The 17,126-nt window shown below is 36.8% G+C and carries 18 protein-coding genes; 17 read left to right on the forward strand and 1 reads right to left on the reverse strand.

The genetic code is table 11. The features are described 5' to 3' along the window. Positions 1–109: 109 nt before the first annotated feature. Positions 110–1,471, reverse strand: a complete 1,362-nt coding sequence (ffh, locus tag ABJ974_RS07160) for a signal recognition particle protein (protein WP_419870698.1) — start codon at positions 1,469–1,471, stop codon at positions 110–112. A 457-nt stretch (positions 1,472–1,928) separates the two neighbouring features. On the opposite strand from ffh, the gene atpB reads away from it, so the two are divergent. From atpB to ABJ974_RS07245, 17 genes are all read left to right on the forward strand, one after another. Continuing rightward, positions 1,929–3,050, forward strand: coding sequence for a F0F1 ATP synthase subunit A (gene atpB / locus ABJ974_RS07165; RefSeq protein WP_419870699.1), 1,122 nt, complete (start codon positions 1,929–1,931; stop codon positions 3,048–3,050). Positions 3,051–3,090: 40 nt separating this feature from the next. After that, positions 3,091–3,309, forward strand: coding sequence for an ATP synthase F0 subunit C (locus tag ABJ974_RS07170; protein ID WP_034681712.1), 219 nt, complete (start codon positions 3,091–3,093; stop codon positions 3,307–3,309). A 101-nt stretch (positions 3,310–3,410) separates the two neighbouring features. Next, positions 3,411–3,905: a F0F1 ATP synthase subunit B gene (locus ABJ974_RS07175; RefSeq protein WP_419870700.1), complete on the forward strand. Its 495-nt coding sequence runs from the start codon at positions 3,411–3,413 to the stop codon at positions 3,903–3,905. Between the two features lie 2 nt (positions 3,906–3,907). Then, complete coding sequence (gene atpH, locus ABJ974_RS07180) at positions 3,908–4,444, forward strand: ATP synthase F1 subunit delta (protein WP_419870701.1); 537 nt, start codon at positions 3,908–3,910, stop codon at positions 4,442–4,444. A gap of 16 nt (positions 4,445–4,460) precedes the next feature. Next, entirely contained in the window at positions 4,461–6,038 is a 1,578-nt protein-coding gene (gene atpA / locus ABJ974_RS07185; RefSeq protein WP_419870702.1) for a F0F1 ATP synthase subunit alpha, read from the forward strand. 67 nt (positions 6,039–6,105) lie between these two features. Beyond that, positions 6,106–6,969, forward strand: a complete 864-nt coding sequence (atpG, locus tag ABJ974_RS07190) for an ATP synthase F1 subunit gamma (RefSeq protein ID WP_419870703.1) — start codon at positions 6,106–6,108, stop codon at positions 6,967–6,969. A 95-nt stretch (positions 6,970–7,064) separates the two neighbouring features. Beyond that, a complete protein-coding gene (locus ABJ974_RS07195; RefSeq protein WP_419870704.1) occupies positions 7,065–8,411 on the forward strand; it encodes a hemolysin family protein in 1,347 nt (448 codons plus the stop codon). Between the two features lie 18 nt (positions 8,412–8,429). Further along, positions 8,430–8,735: an ATP-dependent Clp protease adaptor ClpS gene (locus tag ABJ974_RS07200; RefSeq protein WP_419870705.1), complete on the forward strand. Its 306-nt coding sequence runs from the start codon at positions 8,430–8,432 to the stop codon at positions 8,733–8,735. A gap of 84 nt (positions 8,736–8,819) precedes the next feature. Beyond that, on the forward strand, positions 8,820–9,434 hold the full coding sequence (gene udk, locus ABJ974_RS07205) for a uridine kinase (RefSeq protein ID WP_419870706.1): 615 nt from the start codon (positions 8,820–8,822) through the stop codon (positions 9,432–9,434). 1 nt (position 9,435) lies between these two features. Next, positions 9,436–9,795: an FtsB family cell division protein gene (locus ABJ974_RS07210; protein WP_419870707.1), complete on the forward strand. Its 360-nt coding sequence runs from the start codon at positions 9,436–9,438 to the stop codon at positions 9,793–9,795. A 29-nt stretch (positions 9,796–9,824) separates the two neighbouring features. Continuing rightward, positions 9,825–10,988, forward strand: a complete 1,164-nt coding sequence (locus tag ABJ974_RS07215; protein WP_419870708.1) for a methylmalonyl-CoA mutase family protein — start codon at positions 9,825–9,827, stop codon at positions 10,986–10,988. Between the two features lie 2 nt (positions 10,989–10,990). Then, entirely contained in the window at positions 10,991–12,142 is a 1,152-nt protein-coding gene (locus ABJ974_RS07220) for a class I SAM-dependent methyltransferase (RefSeq protein WP_419870709.1), read from the forward strand. Between the two features lie 55 nt (positions 12,143–12,197). Beyond that, entirely contained in the window at positions 12,198–12,854 is a 657-nt protein-coding gene (locus ABJ974_RS07225) for an OmpA family protein (protein WP_419870710.1), read from the forward strand. Between the two features lie 76 nt (positions 12,855–12,930). Next, positions 12,931–14,310, forward strand: coding sequence for a dipeptidase (locus ABJ974_RS07230; RefSeq protein ID WP_419870711.1), 1,380 nt, complete (start codon positions 12,931–12,933; stop codon positions 14,308–14,310). A 113-nt stretch (positions 14,311–14,423) separates the two neighbouring features. After that, entirely contained in the window at positions 14,424–15,434 is a 1,011-nt protein-coding gene (locus tag ABJ974_RS07235; RefSeq protein WP_419870712.1) for a T9SS type A sorting domain-containing protein, read from the forward strand. A gap of 83 nt (positions 15,435–15,517) precedes the next feature. Next, on the forward strand, positions 15,518–16,225 hold the full coding sequence (locus ABJ974_RS07240) for an SDR family oxidoreductase (RefSeq protein ID WP_419870713.1): 708 nt from the start codon (positions 15,518–15,520) through the stop codon (positions 16,223–16,225). A 153-nt stretch (positions 16,226–16,378) separates the two neighbouring features. Continuing rightward, complete coding sequence (locus tag ABJ974_RS07245; protein ID WP_419870714.1) at positions 16,379–17,125, forward strand: electron transfer flavoprotein subunit beta/FixA family protein; 747 nt, start codon at positions 16,379–16,381, stop codon at positions 17,123–17,125. Position 17,126 lies beyond the last annotated feature (1 nt).

Below are 17,126 nucleotides of genomic sequence, written 5' to 3' on the forward strand. Positions count from 1 at the left end.
AGGACATATTTATATGTCCTGTTTTTTTATGGCTGAATTAAGAGAAGTCATGACAATAAAAAAATCCACCTTAAAAAGTGGATTTTTGTTATAGTAAGTTGGTTGTTTTTTATTTTCCGAACATTCCTCCCATTCCCGGCATATTAGGCATTTTGCTCATCATCTGCATCATTTGTTTTCCCTGAGGTCCCTGCATCATCTTCATCATTTTACCCATTTGGTCGAACTGTTTCATCAGTTGGTTCACATCTTCGATTTTTCTTCCGGCACCTTTAGCAATTCTTTGTTTTCTCTGGGTATTGATAATGGAAGGTTTTCTTCTTTCTTCCGGCGTCATGGAATAAATAATAGCTTCAATATGTTTGAAGGCGTCATCGCTTATTTCCACATCTTTAATGGCTTTCCCGACACCCGGAATCATTCCCATTAAATCTTTCATATTACCCATCTTCTTAATCTGGTTGATCTGCTTCAGGAAATCATCAAAACCAAATTCATTTTTGGCAATTTTCTTATGTAGCTTTTTAGCTTCTTCTTCATCAAATTGTTCCTGGGCTCTCTCCACTAAGGAAACAACGTCCCCCATTCCCAAAATCCTGTCCGCCATCCTTTCCGGGTAGAAAAGATCCAGGGCTTCCATTTTTTCTCCGGTAGAGATAAATTTAATAGGTTTTTCCACAACCGAACGGATCGTTAAAGCTGCTCCCCCTCTTGTGTCCCCATCTAATTTTGTAAGAACAACCCCGTCAAAATTCAAAGCATCATTAAATGCCTTCGCTGTGTTTACAGCATCCTGACCCGTCATGGAATCTACAACAAATAATGTTTCCTGGGGTTTTATAAAATAATGAACAGACTTGATCTCATTCATCATCTGCTCATCGATGGCCAAACGTCCGGCAGTATCGACGATGACTACATCATGATTATTATCTTTGGCAAATTTAATCGCGTTATCGGCAATAGTGGAAGGGTTGGTAGCACCTTCTTCCGTATATACGGGAACATCAATCTGACCTCCCAGAACTTTCAGCTGATCAATCGCAGCAGGACGATATACGTCACATGCCACGAGCAAAGGCTTTTTATTCTTCTTAGTTTTTAAATAATTGGCCAGCTTTCCTGAAAAGGTCGTTTTTCCGGAACCCTGAAGCCCTGCAATAAGGATAATAGTGGGCTTTCCTGAAAGGTTAATTCCTTCCTGGGAACCTCCCATAAGATCAACTAATTCATCATGGACAATTTTAGTCATTAACTGTCCCGGAGTAAGAGAAGTAAGAACATTTTGTCCCAATGCCTTATCCTGAACTCTTTTGGTAAGATCTTTCGCTACTTTATAGTTAACATCGGCATCTACCAATGCTCTACGAATTTCTTTTACGGTCTCCGCAACATTGATTTCCGTAATTTTTCCACGTCCGGAAATATTATGAAGTGCTTTATCTAATTTATCCTGTAAACTATTAAACATATTGATTGTAAATTATAGTTTGCAAAAATAAGGAATTTTTAATAATTACAGTAAAGGAAGCTTGGGATTTACCTTCGTTATAAATTATAGTTTTATTTTTGCACCATGAATTTCCCAGAGAACTTTCTTGTAGCCGCTTTAATAATTGTCTTAAATCTTATTATTTATAGGATTTTTAAGAAATATTTGTATGCTAAACCCGATTCCGCCATGAAATTTCTAGTGATTAATATTGCAAAAGATATTCTGTGGCTTGCTTTTTCATTGATTATTCTGGAGCCTACAAAAGCTAATTTTCTCTTTATCCTACTGTGTTTTATAATCGCTTCTTTTTTTATTTATTTCTCTGTAATAAAACTGATCAACAGGTCCTGATTTTTTTGATGATAAAAATCAATTTTTAGTATTGGTAAATTTTAATAAAATCAATATATTTGCACACGATTAAAAAAGAGATATGAACAGAAAGATTTCTTCATTATTTTTCGCATTTTTATTTATGTTTATGGGTAGTTTTGTATTTGCCCAGCATGAAACAGAAGGTGAAAAGTTAGCTGAAAAAGTAGAGCATACTGAAGAGGAAAGTAACTTCAATGCTACCAAAATGATCATGGAACACATCGGTGATTCTAACGAATGGCATTTATGGACTACAAAAGACGAAAACGGTGAAGAGCATCATGTTTCTATCCCATTACCTGTGATTATTAAAGACAATGCAGGATGGCATACTTTCTTATCCAGCAGCATAGCTCACGGTCACGAACATGATGGATATACTATGGAGCATGGACAGGTAGTATCTACAAAAGGTGTTGAAAAAGCAATGCTATTTGCTTTAATAAGTGGAAAACAAAAATCAGGAGATGTGTTTTTTGATTTATCCATTACTAAGAATGCCGCTTCTATGTTGTTATCAGTTATCTTTATGATGATTGTATTTATAGGAATGGCGAGAAACTATAAAAAATCTCAGCTTCCTAAAGGATTCGGAAAATTAATGGAGCCGGTAATTGTATTCATCAGAGACGAAGTGGCAATTCCCAATATCGGATCTGTAAAATATAAAAGATATATGCCTTATCTTCTTACGGCATTCTTCTTTATCTGGTTCAACAACCTTTTCGGATTGATTCCTTTCTTCCCGGGAGGAGCTAACCTTACAGGTAATATCGCAATTACAGCTGTATTGGCTATCATTACATTATTAATCACTTTATTCAGTGCCAACAAAGATTACTGGAAGCATATTTTCATGCCGCCGGTTCCTATCTTATTATATCCGATCATGGTTCCTATTGAAATCATCGGGGTTTTCACAAAACCGTTTGCATTGATGATGCGACTTTTTGCCAACATTACAGCGGGTCACATTATGATCTTAGCCATTATCTCCCTGATCTTTATCTTTAAAACTCCGTTTTTAGGTTTTGCATCAGTGCCATTAGCATTATTTGTATCGGTATTGGAATTATTGGTAGCAGCGTTACAAGCTTATATATTTACAGTGTTATCTGCACTATTCATCGGTATAGCAGTAGCTGAACACGATCATGGTCATGAAGAGCATGCTCATTAATAAAAAGAATAAAATAATTTTTAACTAAATATTTAATATTATGGATTTATCAACTGGAACAGGGTTAGTTTACGTAGGTATCGGTTTAGCGGTACTAGGAGTAGGTCTTGGTATCGGTAAAATCGGAGGTCATGCAATGGATGCTATTGCTAGACAACCAGAGCAGGCTGGTAAGATTCAGGGAGCAATGCTTATTGCTGCAGGTCTTATCGAAGGAGCTGGTCTTATCGCGATTATCTTTGGTGCTTTCATCAAGTAATTATCCTCAAAAAAATATTCTTAGCAGTGAAGCGGTTGGCTGCTGCTAAGAATTTTAAAAACAATCCATAATTAATACACTTAAAAAAAGAATTTACAGATATGGGAATTATTGAACCTGGAATTGGACTTTTATTTTGGATGACGCTTACATTTGTTATCCTGTTGTTTCTTCTAGCAAAATTCGCTTGGAAACCGATTGTAAATGCGGTTAATGATAGAGAAACTTCTATCGTAGATGCATTGAACCAAGCCAAATTAGCCAAAAAAGAAATGGAAGATCTTAAAGCTGATAACGAAAGAATCATTCGTGAAGCCAAAGTGGAAAGAGACGCTATTCTTAAAGAAGCAAGAGAAATTAAAGATAGAATTGTAGGAGAAGCAAAAGATGTGGCTAAAGCAGAAGGAGATAAAATAATCGCAGCTGCCAAACAAACTATCGAAGCTGAAAAGAATGCAGCAATGTCTGATATCAAAACTCAGATCGGTGCTCTGTCTGTAAATATTGCAGAATCTATCTTAAAGCAAAAGCTTGATAACAGTGAAGCTCAAAATGAGTTGGTTCAAAATTATTTAAACAAATCTAACCTTAACTAAGAATGCTTACATCTAAAGTAGCTAAAAGATACGCACAAGGTTTGCTTGATTTCACTAACGAATCAGGACAGACAGCTACTGTATTTTCTGAAATGAAAGATGTGGTAAAACTTATGTCTGAATCTAAAGATCTAAATAAGTTTTTTCTTACACCTTACATTGACTCCAAAAAGAAAATAGAAGTAGCAAACGAGATTTTCAAAGGTTTATCCGCTTCCTCTCAGAATCTGATCAAACTCGTGATTAAACAGGGACGTGAAAATCAATTGAGAAATATTGCCCAGGAATATATCAATAAGGTTGAAGATATCAATGGAGTACAGAGAGTAACCCTTACTACGGCAACTCCCATTTCAAAGGAAAATATGGATCAGATTATACAGTCCACAGATCTTGTTAAAGACTCCAATTTTGACCTGAATGTAATCATCAATCCTGATATTTTAGGAGGGTATATCCTAAGGGTAGGAGATCAGCAGATCGATGCATCTGTAAAAACCAAACTTAACCAAGTTAAAAAAGATTTTCAATTAAATTAAGAAAAACAACCATACAATGGCAGAAATAAATCCGGCAGAAGTATCTGCGATCTTAAAACAACAATTGGCCAACTTCGATACTCAATCCAACGTTGAGGAAGTAGGTACGGTTTTAACCATCGGTGATGGTATTGCTCGTGTATACGGGTTAGAAAACGTACAATACGGAGAGTTGGTTAAATTTTCTAGTGATGTAGAAGGTATTGTACTTAACCTTGAAGAAGACAACGTAGGGGTTGCACTTTTAGGAGAAAGTAAATTAGTAAAAGAAGGAGATACAGTAAGAAGAACCAACAGAATTTCTTCTATTAAAGTAGGAGAAGGAATGTTAGGAAGAGTAGTAGATACTCTTGGTAATCCTATTGATGGTAAAGGTCCTATTTCCGGGGATTTATATGAAATGCCATTAGAAAGAAAAGCTCCCGGAGTAATTTACAGACAGCCGGTAACTGAACCTCTACAGTCAGGTATCGTTGCAATCGACTCTATGATCCCTGTAGGAAGAGGGCAGAGAGAGCTTATCATCGGTGACAGACAGACAGGTAAAACAACTGTTGCGATCGATACGATCATCAACCAAAAAGAATTCTTTGATGCAGGTAAACCTGTATATTGTATATATGTAGCGATCGGTCAGAAAGCTTCTACCGTAGCTCAAATCGTTAAAACTTTATCGGATAAGGGAGCTTTGGCATACACTGTAATCGTTGCAGCAAACGCATCAGATCCGGTTCCAATGCAGGTATATTCTGCAATGGCAGGTGCTGCGATCGGTGAGTTCTTCAGAGATACTGGTAGACCAGCACTTATCGTATATGATGATTTATCCAAACAAGCCGTAGCTTACCGTGAGCTTTCCCTTCTATTGAGAAGACCACCGGGACGTGAAGCTTATCCTGGAGACGTTTTCTATCTTCACTCAAGATTATTGGAAAGAGCGGCAAAAGTAATCGCTGATGATGAAATTGCTAAGCAGATGAACGACTTACCGGAATCTTTAAAGCCAATCGTAAAAGGAGGCGGATCATTAACTGCACTTCCGATTATCGAAACTCAGGCTGGTGACGTATCTGCATATATCCCGACTAACGTAATCTCTATTACAGACGGACAGATCTTCCTGGAGTCTGATCTATTTAACTCAGGGGTTCGTCCTGCAATCAACGTGGGGATCTCCGTATCGAGAGTAGGAGGTAACGCTCAGATCAAATCAATGAAAAAAGTATCTGGTACACTTAAACTGGACCAGGCTCAATATAAAGAATTGGAAGCATTTGCTAAATTCGGTTCTGACCTTGATGCTTCTACGTTAGCTGTAATCTCTAAAGGAGAAAGAAACGTGGAAATCCTTAAGCAGCCGGTAAACTCTCCACTTCCTGTGGATAGCCAGGTAGCAATGATCTATGCGGGAACTGAGAACTTATTAAGAAACGTTCCTATCAGAAAAGTAAAAGAATTCCAACATGAATATATTGAGTTCTTAAGATCTAAGCATCCTGATACAATGGCTGCTATTAAAGCAGGTAAAATCGATAACGAAATTACTGACGTTCTTAAGCAGGCAGCTAACGATTTAGCTTCTAAATATAACTAAAAAATTCAATGTTTAAGGTTTGAAGCCCGGCTTTGAACCTTGAACTTTAAACATTGAAAAACATACAATGGCAAACTTAAAAGAAATAAGAGGAAGGATAAGCTCAATTTCATCTACGATGCAAATTACAAGTGCTATGAAAATGGTTTCCGCTGCGAAACTTAAAAAAGCACAGGATGCAATCGTAATGCTGAGACCTTATTCCGAAAAACTACAGGAGATTATCCAGAATGTAAATTCTAGCTCAGATCCTGATCAGGTTTCTATTTATGCACAAAAAAGACAGGTTAAAAGAGTTCTTTTTATCGCTGTGACTTCCAACAGAGGTCTGGCTGGAGCCTTTAACTCATCAATTGTAAAAGAACTGAACAATCAGTTCCAGGACAAATCTCAGTATGAGGTTGAAGTTCTTACCGTTGGTAAAAAAGTTTTTGATGCAGTAAGAAAAAGCCGAACTGTTTTTTCCAATGAGAGTGCCGTTTATGACAATTTAAACTTTGATGTGGTTGCCAACGTTACCGAAGGGGTAATGAGCAGTTTCAGAGAAGGTAAATTTGATGAAGTTTATTTAATTTATAATAAATTCGTTAATGCTGCTACTCAGGAAGTTACTACAGAACAGCTTCTTCCTATTTCAATGCCTGAAAATACAGAACCTCAGGTAGAAACAGATTATATTTTCGAGCCCAACAGAAACGAAATTTTAGATAATCTAATACCTAAATCTATCAAAACACAGGTGTTCAAAGCTATTTTGGATTCTGTGGCCTCTGAGCACGGAGCCAGAATGACAGCAATGCATAAAGCGACGGATAATGCCCAGGCGTTGAAAAATGATTTGGTAATTTTCTATAATAAAGCAAGACAGGCTGCTATTACAAACGAGATCTTAGAAATCGTTTCAGGAGCAGAAGCTTTGAAAAACTCGTAAATTATTTTAACAAAATAGAAAAGCACCGAGATTCATCGGTGCTTTTTTTGTTATTTTTATTTTATATATCTTTGTAAATAAATTATAATATTTAAATGGACTCGGACATAGTCAGGCTTTTGCTAGCCTTGTTTCTTGTATTACTAAATGGCTTTTTCGTAGCCGCTGAATTTTCCATAGTTAAAGTTCGTTACTCACAAATCCAATTAAAAGCTGCTGAAGGTGACTCTATGGCTAAGCAGGCAGAGCATATCATCAAGCATCTCGATGAATATTTATCCGCAACACAGTTGGGAATTACGCTGGCCTCTCTTGCATTGGGTTGGGTAGGGGAAAGTGCCTTACATCACGTGGTAGAAAGTGGATTTTATTATTTCAATATAAGCCTGAGCCAGGCAACCATCACTTCGGTATCATTAGTGATCAGTTTCGTGTTGATCACCATTATGCACATTGTTTTTGGGGAATTGATACCCAAATCAATTGCGATCAGAAAATCTGAATCGACTACCATGGCTACGGCCGTACCTTTGAGGGTATTTTATACCATTTTTAAGCCCTTTATCTGGCTGATGAATTCAATGTCGAATGCATTCCTTAGAATTATGAAGATACATCCGGCATCCGAACAGGAAATTCACTCTACGGAAGAACTTCAGCTTTTGGTAAAACAGAGTGCGGACAGTGGGGAAATTGAAGAGGAAAACTACGAAATTATAAAGAATGCCTTTGATTTTACAGACCATTCTGCCAAGCAGATCATGGTTCCCAGACAGAATATAACTTCTATTGATTTCGAAGAAGATATCAATGAGATTATCAATAAAATAATGGAAAGCGGATATTCCCGGATTCCGGTGTATGTGGACTCCATAGATAATATCATCGGAGTTTTTTATACCAAAGAAATTATCAGGGAATTTGTTAAAAGAAAAGGTGAGCTTAATCATGACGGCCTCAAAAGCCTGATGCGGGAAGCTTTCTTTGTGGTCGGAAGCAAAAAAATATCCGATTTATTAAAAATATTCCAGCAGAAAAAGCAGCATTTGGCCATTGTTATTGATGAATTTGGGGGAACGGAAGGAATTATCACCCTCGAAGATATATTGGAAGAACTGGTAGGTGAAATTCAGGATGAAGAGGATGATGAAGATAAGGTTGTAGATAAGATAGGAGAAAATATCTATTGGGTACAGGCCACTCAGCCGCTGGAGGAGATCAATGAGTTTTTACCCAAAAAATTACCTCTCTCGGAAGAAAGTGAGTATAATTCCTTAGCGGGATTCATACTGTATGAACTCGAAGATATACCGGAAGAAAATCAGGAATTTGATCTGGAGGGCTATCATTTTAAAATCCTTAAGATGAATAACAAAAGTGTAGAGCTTGTGGAGCTGGTATATGAGGAAACGAACATTATCAATGAATTAACAGATAATTAGAAGTTTAAAAAGTTAATAATGATTTTTTATAACAGCATAAAAGACTATGAAGATCCGAAACGTCAGTACGAAGAAGAAGTCCTCGTGCTGGATGATACGGACGATGTATATAAACTGGTTTTACATAACGATGATATACATACTTTTGATTATGTGATAGAATGTCTTATAGAAATTTGTAAACATACGCTGGAACAAGCCGAACAATGTACGATTTTGGTGCATTACAAAGGCAAATGTACGGTAAAAACAGGCTCAATGGATCTGTTGAAACCTATGCATGAAAAATTAATTTCCAGGGGTTTAACAAGCGAAATAATTTAAAGCTGTAATAATTATTACAGCTTTTTTTATAAAGGATTTCCGGCACATTCATCTAAAATAGTATATTTGTAAAAACTATAAAGAATGCTTGTAATAGGAATTGCAGGAGGTACAGGGTCCGGCAAAACTACGGTTGTTGACAGGATTATTCAGCAACTTGATATTGAAGGAATGAATATCCTTTCACAAGATAATTATTATCATGACAATCAGAACCTTACTCTTACCGAAAGAGAAGCTCTGAATTATGATCATCCTAAATCTATAGACTTTGATCTCATGCTGAAACATGTGAAAGCATTGAAAAATAATGAAGCCATTGAGCAGCCGATCTATAGCTTTGTGACTCATTCCAGAACCGGTGACCATGTAACTGTAGAACCTAAAAATGTATTGGTAGTAGAAGGAATTCTGGTGCTTACCAATAAAGAGCTTCTGAAAGAATTTGACCTGAAAGTATTTGTTCATGCAGATTCCGATGAAAGACTGATCAGAAGGATCAGAAGAGATACGCAGGAAAGAGGGAGAGATCTGAATGAAGTACTTCACCGTTATCAGACCACCCTCAAACCTATGCACCAGGAATTTATCGAGCCGTCCAAAAATGAAGCGGACCTTATTATTCCGAACATGAGACAAAACTCGGTAGCGATTGATTTTTTAACCACTGTTATTAAAAACTCTTTGAGAAAGTCCTGATATGGCAGAAAAAGACCTTATAAAAGATATTCAACCCAAATCGGAAGTGCTTAAAGTCCTTCAGAAATATGTTCTGAACAAATACTTTATTACCATATTTTTGTTTTTGGTTTGGATGATTTTCTTTGATAAAACTTCATTTTTAGTGATCAATGAGCTGAATGAAGAAATCAATAAATATGAAGACCAGCTGGAATATTATAAATCTGAATATAAGAAAAATGATGACTTTTATAAAAAGCTCATGAATAATAAATCAGAGAAAGAAAAATTTGCCCGCGAAAATTACTTTATGAAAAAACCTAATGAAGAAATTTTCATCATCGTGGTGGACAGTGCCAATATTTCCGGTAAAAAGTAAATAAATTTTAATCTAAACTTCCATTTCCAATGCCAAACACCGAATCATTTACCAATTGGGAAAATCTGGTAAAAAAACAGCTGAAAACAGAAGATATTTATACCATCCTGAATAAAGATAATTTAGAAGGAATAGAGGTAAAGCCCATGTATAATGCTGTGCAGGAGCCTTTGAAAAATTTACCCAAAGTGGAGGAAAGCACCCATTTGGTAGCTGCTTATCATGAGAGCTTGGAAGAAGATGTTTTTGCATTTCTTTTAGAACAAAATGTAGAAAACCTTCAGGAAAAAACAATATTTATCAATAATAAAGACCTGGCTGAGCATATCAGTCCTGAGGATACGGATCAGTATTTTTCTTTAATCGATGTATTTGATGAAAAGGCAGGGATTATTAATGAACAGCTTGCCAAAGAACTCTTAGGAAAAAACTTTAAAAGAAATATTTGTATAGATATTTCCCTTCACCAGAATGCAGGTGCTGCGATTTACCAGCAGTTGGGAATTGCCCTGGCCAAAACCAAGGAATTAATTGAATTATTAGGAGAAGGTATTCTAAATAAAATACTTTTCAGAATAGCAGTAGGAGGAAACTATTTCTTTGAAATGGCTAAGCTGAGAGCATTTAAATTGGTTTTTAATCAGTTAACGAAAGAATACGGGGCTGACGAAATACCTTATATTTTTGCCGAAACCAGCTGGAGAAATAAAGCCGTAGCGGATGCTGAAAATAATCTTATACGTTCTACTTTAGAGCTGGCATCAGCCATGATTGGGGGAGCAGATGCCGTATACAGCAATAATTATCTGGTAGATAAAAGTACCGCAAACTCAGAAGAAATATCGTTCAAACAACAGATCGTTTTGGCATATGAAAGTATAATCAACGTATTTGAAGATGCTTCCAACGGGAGTTATTATGTAGAAGACATTACCAGACAGATTGCTGAGAAAGCCTGGGATTTATTTGTAGAAATTGAAGAAAATGGCGGATATCTGGAACAACTAAAACAGGGAGTTATCCAGAAAGAGATTTATAAACATGCAGTGGAAGAGCAGAAATGGGTGGAAGAAGGTAAAATTAAACTCATAGGAGTCAATCTTTATCCGAAACTGGAAGTAAAGAAATCAGCAGATGACTTATACAGCGAAAAAGAAATAAAAGCAGTACGCTGGGCGGAAATGTTTGAATAAACGTGGAAAAAGACATTTTAAAAGCAGAAATTCAAAAATATATCAATGCAAATCTTACCACTGATTTGCATTCTTTGTTATTAAAGAAATCTCCTTTTCCCGAAGTTTCCATGCAGGAAATTGTCCAGCAGATCAAAGGAAAGCAGGTAGCCCGTAAAAAATTTCCATTTCTGTTGAAAGAAGGGATTATATTTCCTCCCCAACTGAATTTGGAGCAGTCTTCTTCTGATAAAACCGCAGCATACAAATCCGGAATAATAAAAGGTGAAAAATTTATTGATCTTACTTCAGGATTTGGAATAGATGCGTATTACCTTTCCGGAAACTTTCAGGATATAACACTGGTAGAACAGAATCAGGAGCTTTTGAATACTGTGGAGCATAACTGGACTGTTTTAGGGAAAAAAGCCCGCTTTATCAATGACCGGTTAGAAAGCTTTTTACATACCAATACAGAAAAATTTGATGTGGTTTACCTGGATCCGGCGAGGAGAAACGAAAATAAAAATAAAGTCTTTCTTCTCGAAGATCTCTCTCCCAATATCCTGGAAATCCAGGAAAAGCTGCTTACTATTTCAGAAAAGGCAGTAATCAAGCTTTCCCCTCTAATTGATCTGAAATATCTGAATACCGTATTACCCGCTCTTTACAGGATCGATATCATAGCCGTTAAAAATGATGTAAAAGAAGTTCTGGCATTTCTTTCCAAAGATACATCGAATGAAAAAGTGATCTGTAACTGCATTAATCTGGAAAGTGATGAACCCGATTTCAGCTTTTATTACGGAGAAGAAGAAAAGGCATATTCGGAATTTTCAGAGCCGGAAACCTTTATTTATCTTCCCAATAATTCGATTTTAAAAGCCGGAATTTTTAATTTGATATCCGAAAAATTCGGACTTAAGAAACTTCATCCCAATACCCACATTTATACCTCTTCAGAGAAAAAAGCTTCTTTTCCGGGAAGAGTTATTAAAATGGAATTGATTGATAATAAGCAGATTAAGAAGAAAGATCAGTTTAATATTATTTCGAAGAATTATCCGTTGAAGCCGGAGGAAATCAAAAAGAAATACCAATTAAAAGACGGAGGAGAAAACTATCTTATTTTTACACAGTCCAAAAAAGGAAAAATAATACTAAAATCAGTATAAAAATGTTGCCGAAAAATGCAATATTTCTTACTTTTGGGCAATCAAAAATTTAAACATGAGAAAATTAGTTATATGTTTAGCCCTTGCGACTGTTGCAGTAAGCTGTAAAAAAATACCACAGGGAGGTAATAAAGGAACTTTGAAGTTGGAAGAAGGAGTAGAAAGATATTCTGATGATCACCAGGTAGGTGGTGAAGGTCATGGTCATGGAACAGCTCATGGTTCTGAACAGGCTGAAAAACCTCAGGTTTCAATTGATTTGAATGGTACGGCTTTAAAAGGTTTTGCTAACGGGATGGAAGAAAGTATGATTAAATACCTGAAATCCGGACAGTATGAAACAGCTACCGAAGACGGGTTGAAGAATGTATGGTATAACTTTGATAATGTAAACTTCAAAACAGGTTCAGCGAATCAGCTTGAAGCAGGTTCTCAGCAGCAGCTGGATAACTTGGCAAAAATCTTAAAAGCATATCCTGATGCCAAAATAAAAATCGGAGGTTACACAGATAAAACAGGTGATGAAGCTAAAAATGTAAAATTATCTCAGGACAGAGCTAATTTCATCAAAGCTGAACTTTCCAAACTGGGAGTTACAGGTCAGATTGTTTCAGCAGAAGGTTATGGAAGCCAGTTTGCAACAGTAGACGCAAAAGCTTCTGATGCAGAAAGAGCCACTGACAGAAAAATGGCAGTAAGATTTACAAAATAAGATTACTACAAAGAACATATGAATGTCTTGCGGAAGCAAGGCATTTTTTTTATTTTTAACAAAATAAATTTTTACAATGCAAGAGACATTAAATTACATCAATGAAAACAAACAACGTTTCGTAGATGAATTATTTGAGTTATTGAGAATTCCCTCTATTTCTGCAGATCCTGCCTATAAAAATGATGTACTGAAATGTGCGGAAGTATGTGCGGGACACCTTAAAAATGCAGGAGCAGATAATGTTGAAGTATGCCAGACAAAAGGATATCCTATTGTTTTCGGTGAAAAAATCTTGAACAAAGACCTGCCGACGGTATTGGTTTACGGACATTATGATGTTCAGCCTGCAGATCCTCTTGACCTATGGAAAAAGCCGCCTTTTGAACCCTATATTGAAAAAACGGAGCTGCATCCGGAAGGAGCCATCTTTGCCAGAGGTTCAGCAGATGATAAAGGACAGTTTTTCATGCATGTAAAAGCATTTGAAGCTATGATGAAAACCAATGCTCTGCCTTGTAATGTGAAATTTATCCTGGAAGGTGAAGAAGAAGTGGGATCTGTAAGTTTAGGAGATTTCGTAAATGAAAATAAAGAAAAGCTGGCCTGTGACTGTATTCTGATTTCCGATACCCATATCTATAGCAATGAGCAGCCTACGGTAACTACTGGATTAAGGGGATTGAGCTATGTGGAAGTAGAAGTAGAAGGCCCGAACAGGGATTTGCATTCCGGTCTTTACGGAGGGGCTGTTCCTAATCCTATACATGTGCTTTCAAGGATGATTGCACAGTTAATCAATGAAGACGGATATATTACCATAGACGGATTTTATGATAATGTAGAAGTGGTTTCAGCTGAAGACAGAGCGGAAATGAATAAGCTTAAAGATAATCCGGAAGAATTTAAAAGCTCTATCGGATTAAAAAATACAGAAGGGGAAAAAGGGTATACAACCCTCGAAAGAACTTCTATCCGTCCTACCTTGGATTGTAACGGTATTTGGGGAGGATATACGGGAGAAGGAGCAAAAACGGTAATCCCTTCTAAAGCTTTTGCTAAAATTTCCATGCGTTTGGTACCTTACCAGACTCCGGAAGAAATCACAGAGAAGTTTACAAAATACTTTGAAAAAATAGCACCTGATACCGTAAAGGTAAAAGTAACGCCTCATCACGGGGGAATGCCTTATGTATTACCAAGCGATACCAAAGAGTTTTTAGCAGCCAAAAAAGCCATGGAGACAGCATTTGGAAAAGAAGTCCTTCCATACAGAAGTGGGGGAAGTATTCCGATTACCGCCATGTTTGAAAAAGTATTAGGAGCAAAATCAGTGTTAATGGGATTTGGATTGGACTCCGATGCGATACACTCACCTAATGAGCACTATGGTCTGTTTAATTTTTATAAAGGAATAGAAAGTATTCCGCTCTTTTTTGAAAATTATTCAAAATAACAATATAGAACCCTTAAGATAATATTTTTAAGGGTTTTTTATTTTTTAATAATTATTATTTTGTATTCTTAAATAAAACTTTAAATTTACGGCATTAACTAAAAAATAATGCCATGATTAAAAAACTACTTTTTGGTACTGCTTTAGTATCATCTTTTTGTGCTTCAGCACAAGTATTAGAATCCGATAATTATAATTCCTATACCGTAGGAAATATGGGAACAGATGCTACCGGAGCCACTGCCGGGCAGGGCGGAACCTATCTTAAAGGAGGTGCTGTTACCGATTATCAGATTGTAAGCGGAGGAACCGGGCATGCCAATTATCTGCAGGTTACCACGGGGAATACTGCTGCAAGCACTTCCAACAGAACAGCTTATAAAACAGGTTTAGCTACTGCGTGGCAAAACAGGACCGCAGGAAATAATATCATTAAAGGTTCTGTGGATATCTATACCGGAACTTCAGCAGGAGTTCATGTATCGGGAGTAGGAATTTATGGAGATGATGGCTCGGGAACATCCAAAATACTGGTAGGAATACGGTATAATTCTTCTACCAAACAGATCAACGGGCTAGCTTATCTTACGGATGGAATTACACCCGGATCTTATAATATAAGTTTTAACGGGGCGCCTTCCTATCCTGCCAATACGTGGATTACCGTAGGCTACAGTTATAATACCACTACAGGCGCAATCACCTATACGATGAACGGAACTACCACCACTCTGAATATTGCAGGATATACGACGCCTACGGGACTTGTTCCTACCGCGCATTATGTGATCAGCTCTTATGGAGCGGGAAATGCAGCTGCCACAACTTTCGGTATTGATAATTATACCGTAGAAGCAAGTAACACGGCAGTATTGGCAGTAAGTGAAACCGGTGTTTTAGCTAAAAAAGAACTTTCCATCTATCCGAATCCTGTATCTGACATATTGAATATCAGTGCAGCATCAAAAGTGAACAAAGCGGAAATTTATGATATGAACGGAAGAAAGATTAAAGCCGATCTTAATGGTGACCAGGTAGATGTTTCAAGCCTTGTACCGGGTAATTATATAATTAATATTGAAACGAAAGAAGGAAAAGCTTCAAAAGGATTTATTAAAAAATAAGAAAAACAGGAAAATAATTAATCTGTAAAAAACGCTTCTGATGGAGCGTTTTTTTATTATTTTTAAAGGAAAAATATAATAATATGTTAGATCACAAAGTAGCTTATATAACAGGTGGGACCAAAGGAATAGGTTTCGGAGTAGCAAAGATTTTACTGGAAAACGGTGTTTCGGTGGCATTTTCGGGAAGGAACAGAGAAGATGTAATGCAGGCTGAAAAAGAACTTCAGCAGTATTCTGAGAATGTTTTGGGAATTGTTTCCGATGTCAGAAGCCTGGAAAGTGAGCAGGAAGCGGTAAAATACATAGTGGAAAAATTCGGTCAGCTGGATTTTGTAATTGCCAATGCGGGATTGGGGATATTTAAGCCCGTAGATCAGTTAACGGTAGAGGAGTGGCAGGCTATGATCGAAACCAACTTAACAGGAGTTTTCTATACCTTAAAAGCTTCAGTGGAAGAATTGAAAAAGACAAAAGGATACTATATCACCGTATCGAGTTTGGCAGGAGCTAATTTCTTTGAGAACGGAACAGGATATAACGCTTCCAAATTCGGAGTGGTAGGCTTTACACAGGCAGCCATGATTGATTTACGTAAATATGGGATTAAAACAACGGTCATCATGCCCGGATCCGTAGCTACCAATTTTAATGGAAATATTGTTTCTGAAAAAGATGAATGGAAAATTCAGCCGGAGGATATGGGGAATCTTGTATTGGATATTTTAAAAATGAATCCAAGGGTTTTACCGAGTAAGATTGAGTTTAGAGCAACTCATCCCGCCAAGTAACTACTCTTAATGTATTGAATAATAAATTAATAAGTATTATGCATGCATAATATATTTTTTATTTATATTTACAGAAATTAATCAATCAAAAATCTCTATATCATAACCGGAAGGTTATACGTATGTAAAAGAGAAAATAGTAAAATAGTACACATGAAAATATTAGTTTGTATTAGTAGTGTTCCGGATACTACTTCCAAAATTAACTTCACGGCAGATAAGTCTGCTTTTGACAAAAACGGAATCCAGTGGGTAATCAATCCTTTAGATGAATTTGCTTTAACAAAAGCAATTAAATTACAGGAATCTCAGGGAGCTACTGTAACCGTAATAAATGTTGGAGATACTGCGACAGAACCGGTAATCAGAAAAGCACTGGCTATCGGGGCCAATGATGCCATAAGAGTAAATCTTGATCCTAAAGACAGCTATTCTACAGCGAAAGAAATTGCTGCTGTAGCTCAAAACGGAGGATATGATGCTATCCTTTGCGGAAAAGAATCTATTGATTATAACGGAGGTTCCGTACCCGGAATGGTAGCCCAATTATTAAACCAGCCTTTTGTAAATGCTGCGGTAGGATTGGACGTTAACGGAAATGAAGCTACTGCTGTAAGGGAAATCGAAGGTGGTAAAGAAACGATTTCTGTAAAACTTCCGGCTGTAATTGCAGGACAAAAAGGACTGGTAGATGAAAAAGATCTTATTATTCCTAATATGAGAGGGATCATGTCCGCCAGAACGAAACCTTTACAAGTCGTAGAACCTACTTCTTCGGAAGTGAAGGTTCAGGGAGTATCTTATGACAGCGTTCCTCCAAGAGCAGCCGTGAAAATGGTTTCTCCGGATAACCTTGATGAATTGGTGAGACTACTTCATGAAGAGGCTAAAGTAATATAAT

The organism is Chryseobacterium sp. CT-SW4, assembly GCF_048572715.1.
Classification (GTDB): Bacteria; Bacteroidota; Bacteroidia; order Flavobacteriales; family Weeksellaceae; genus Chryseobacterium.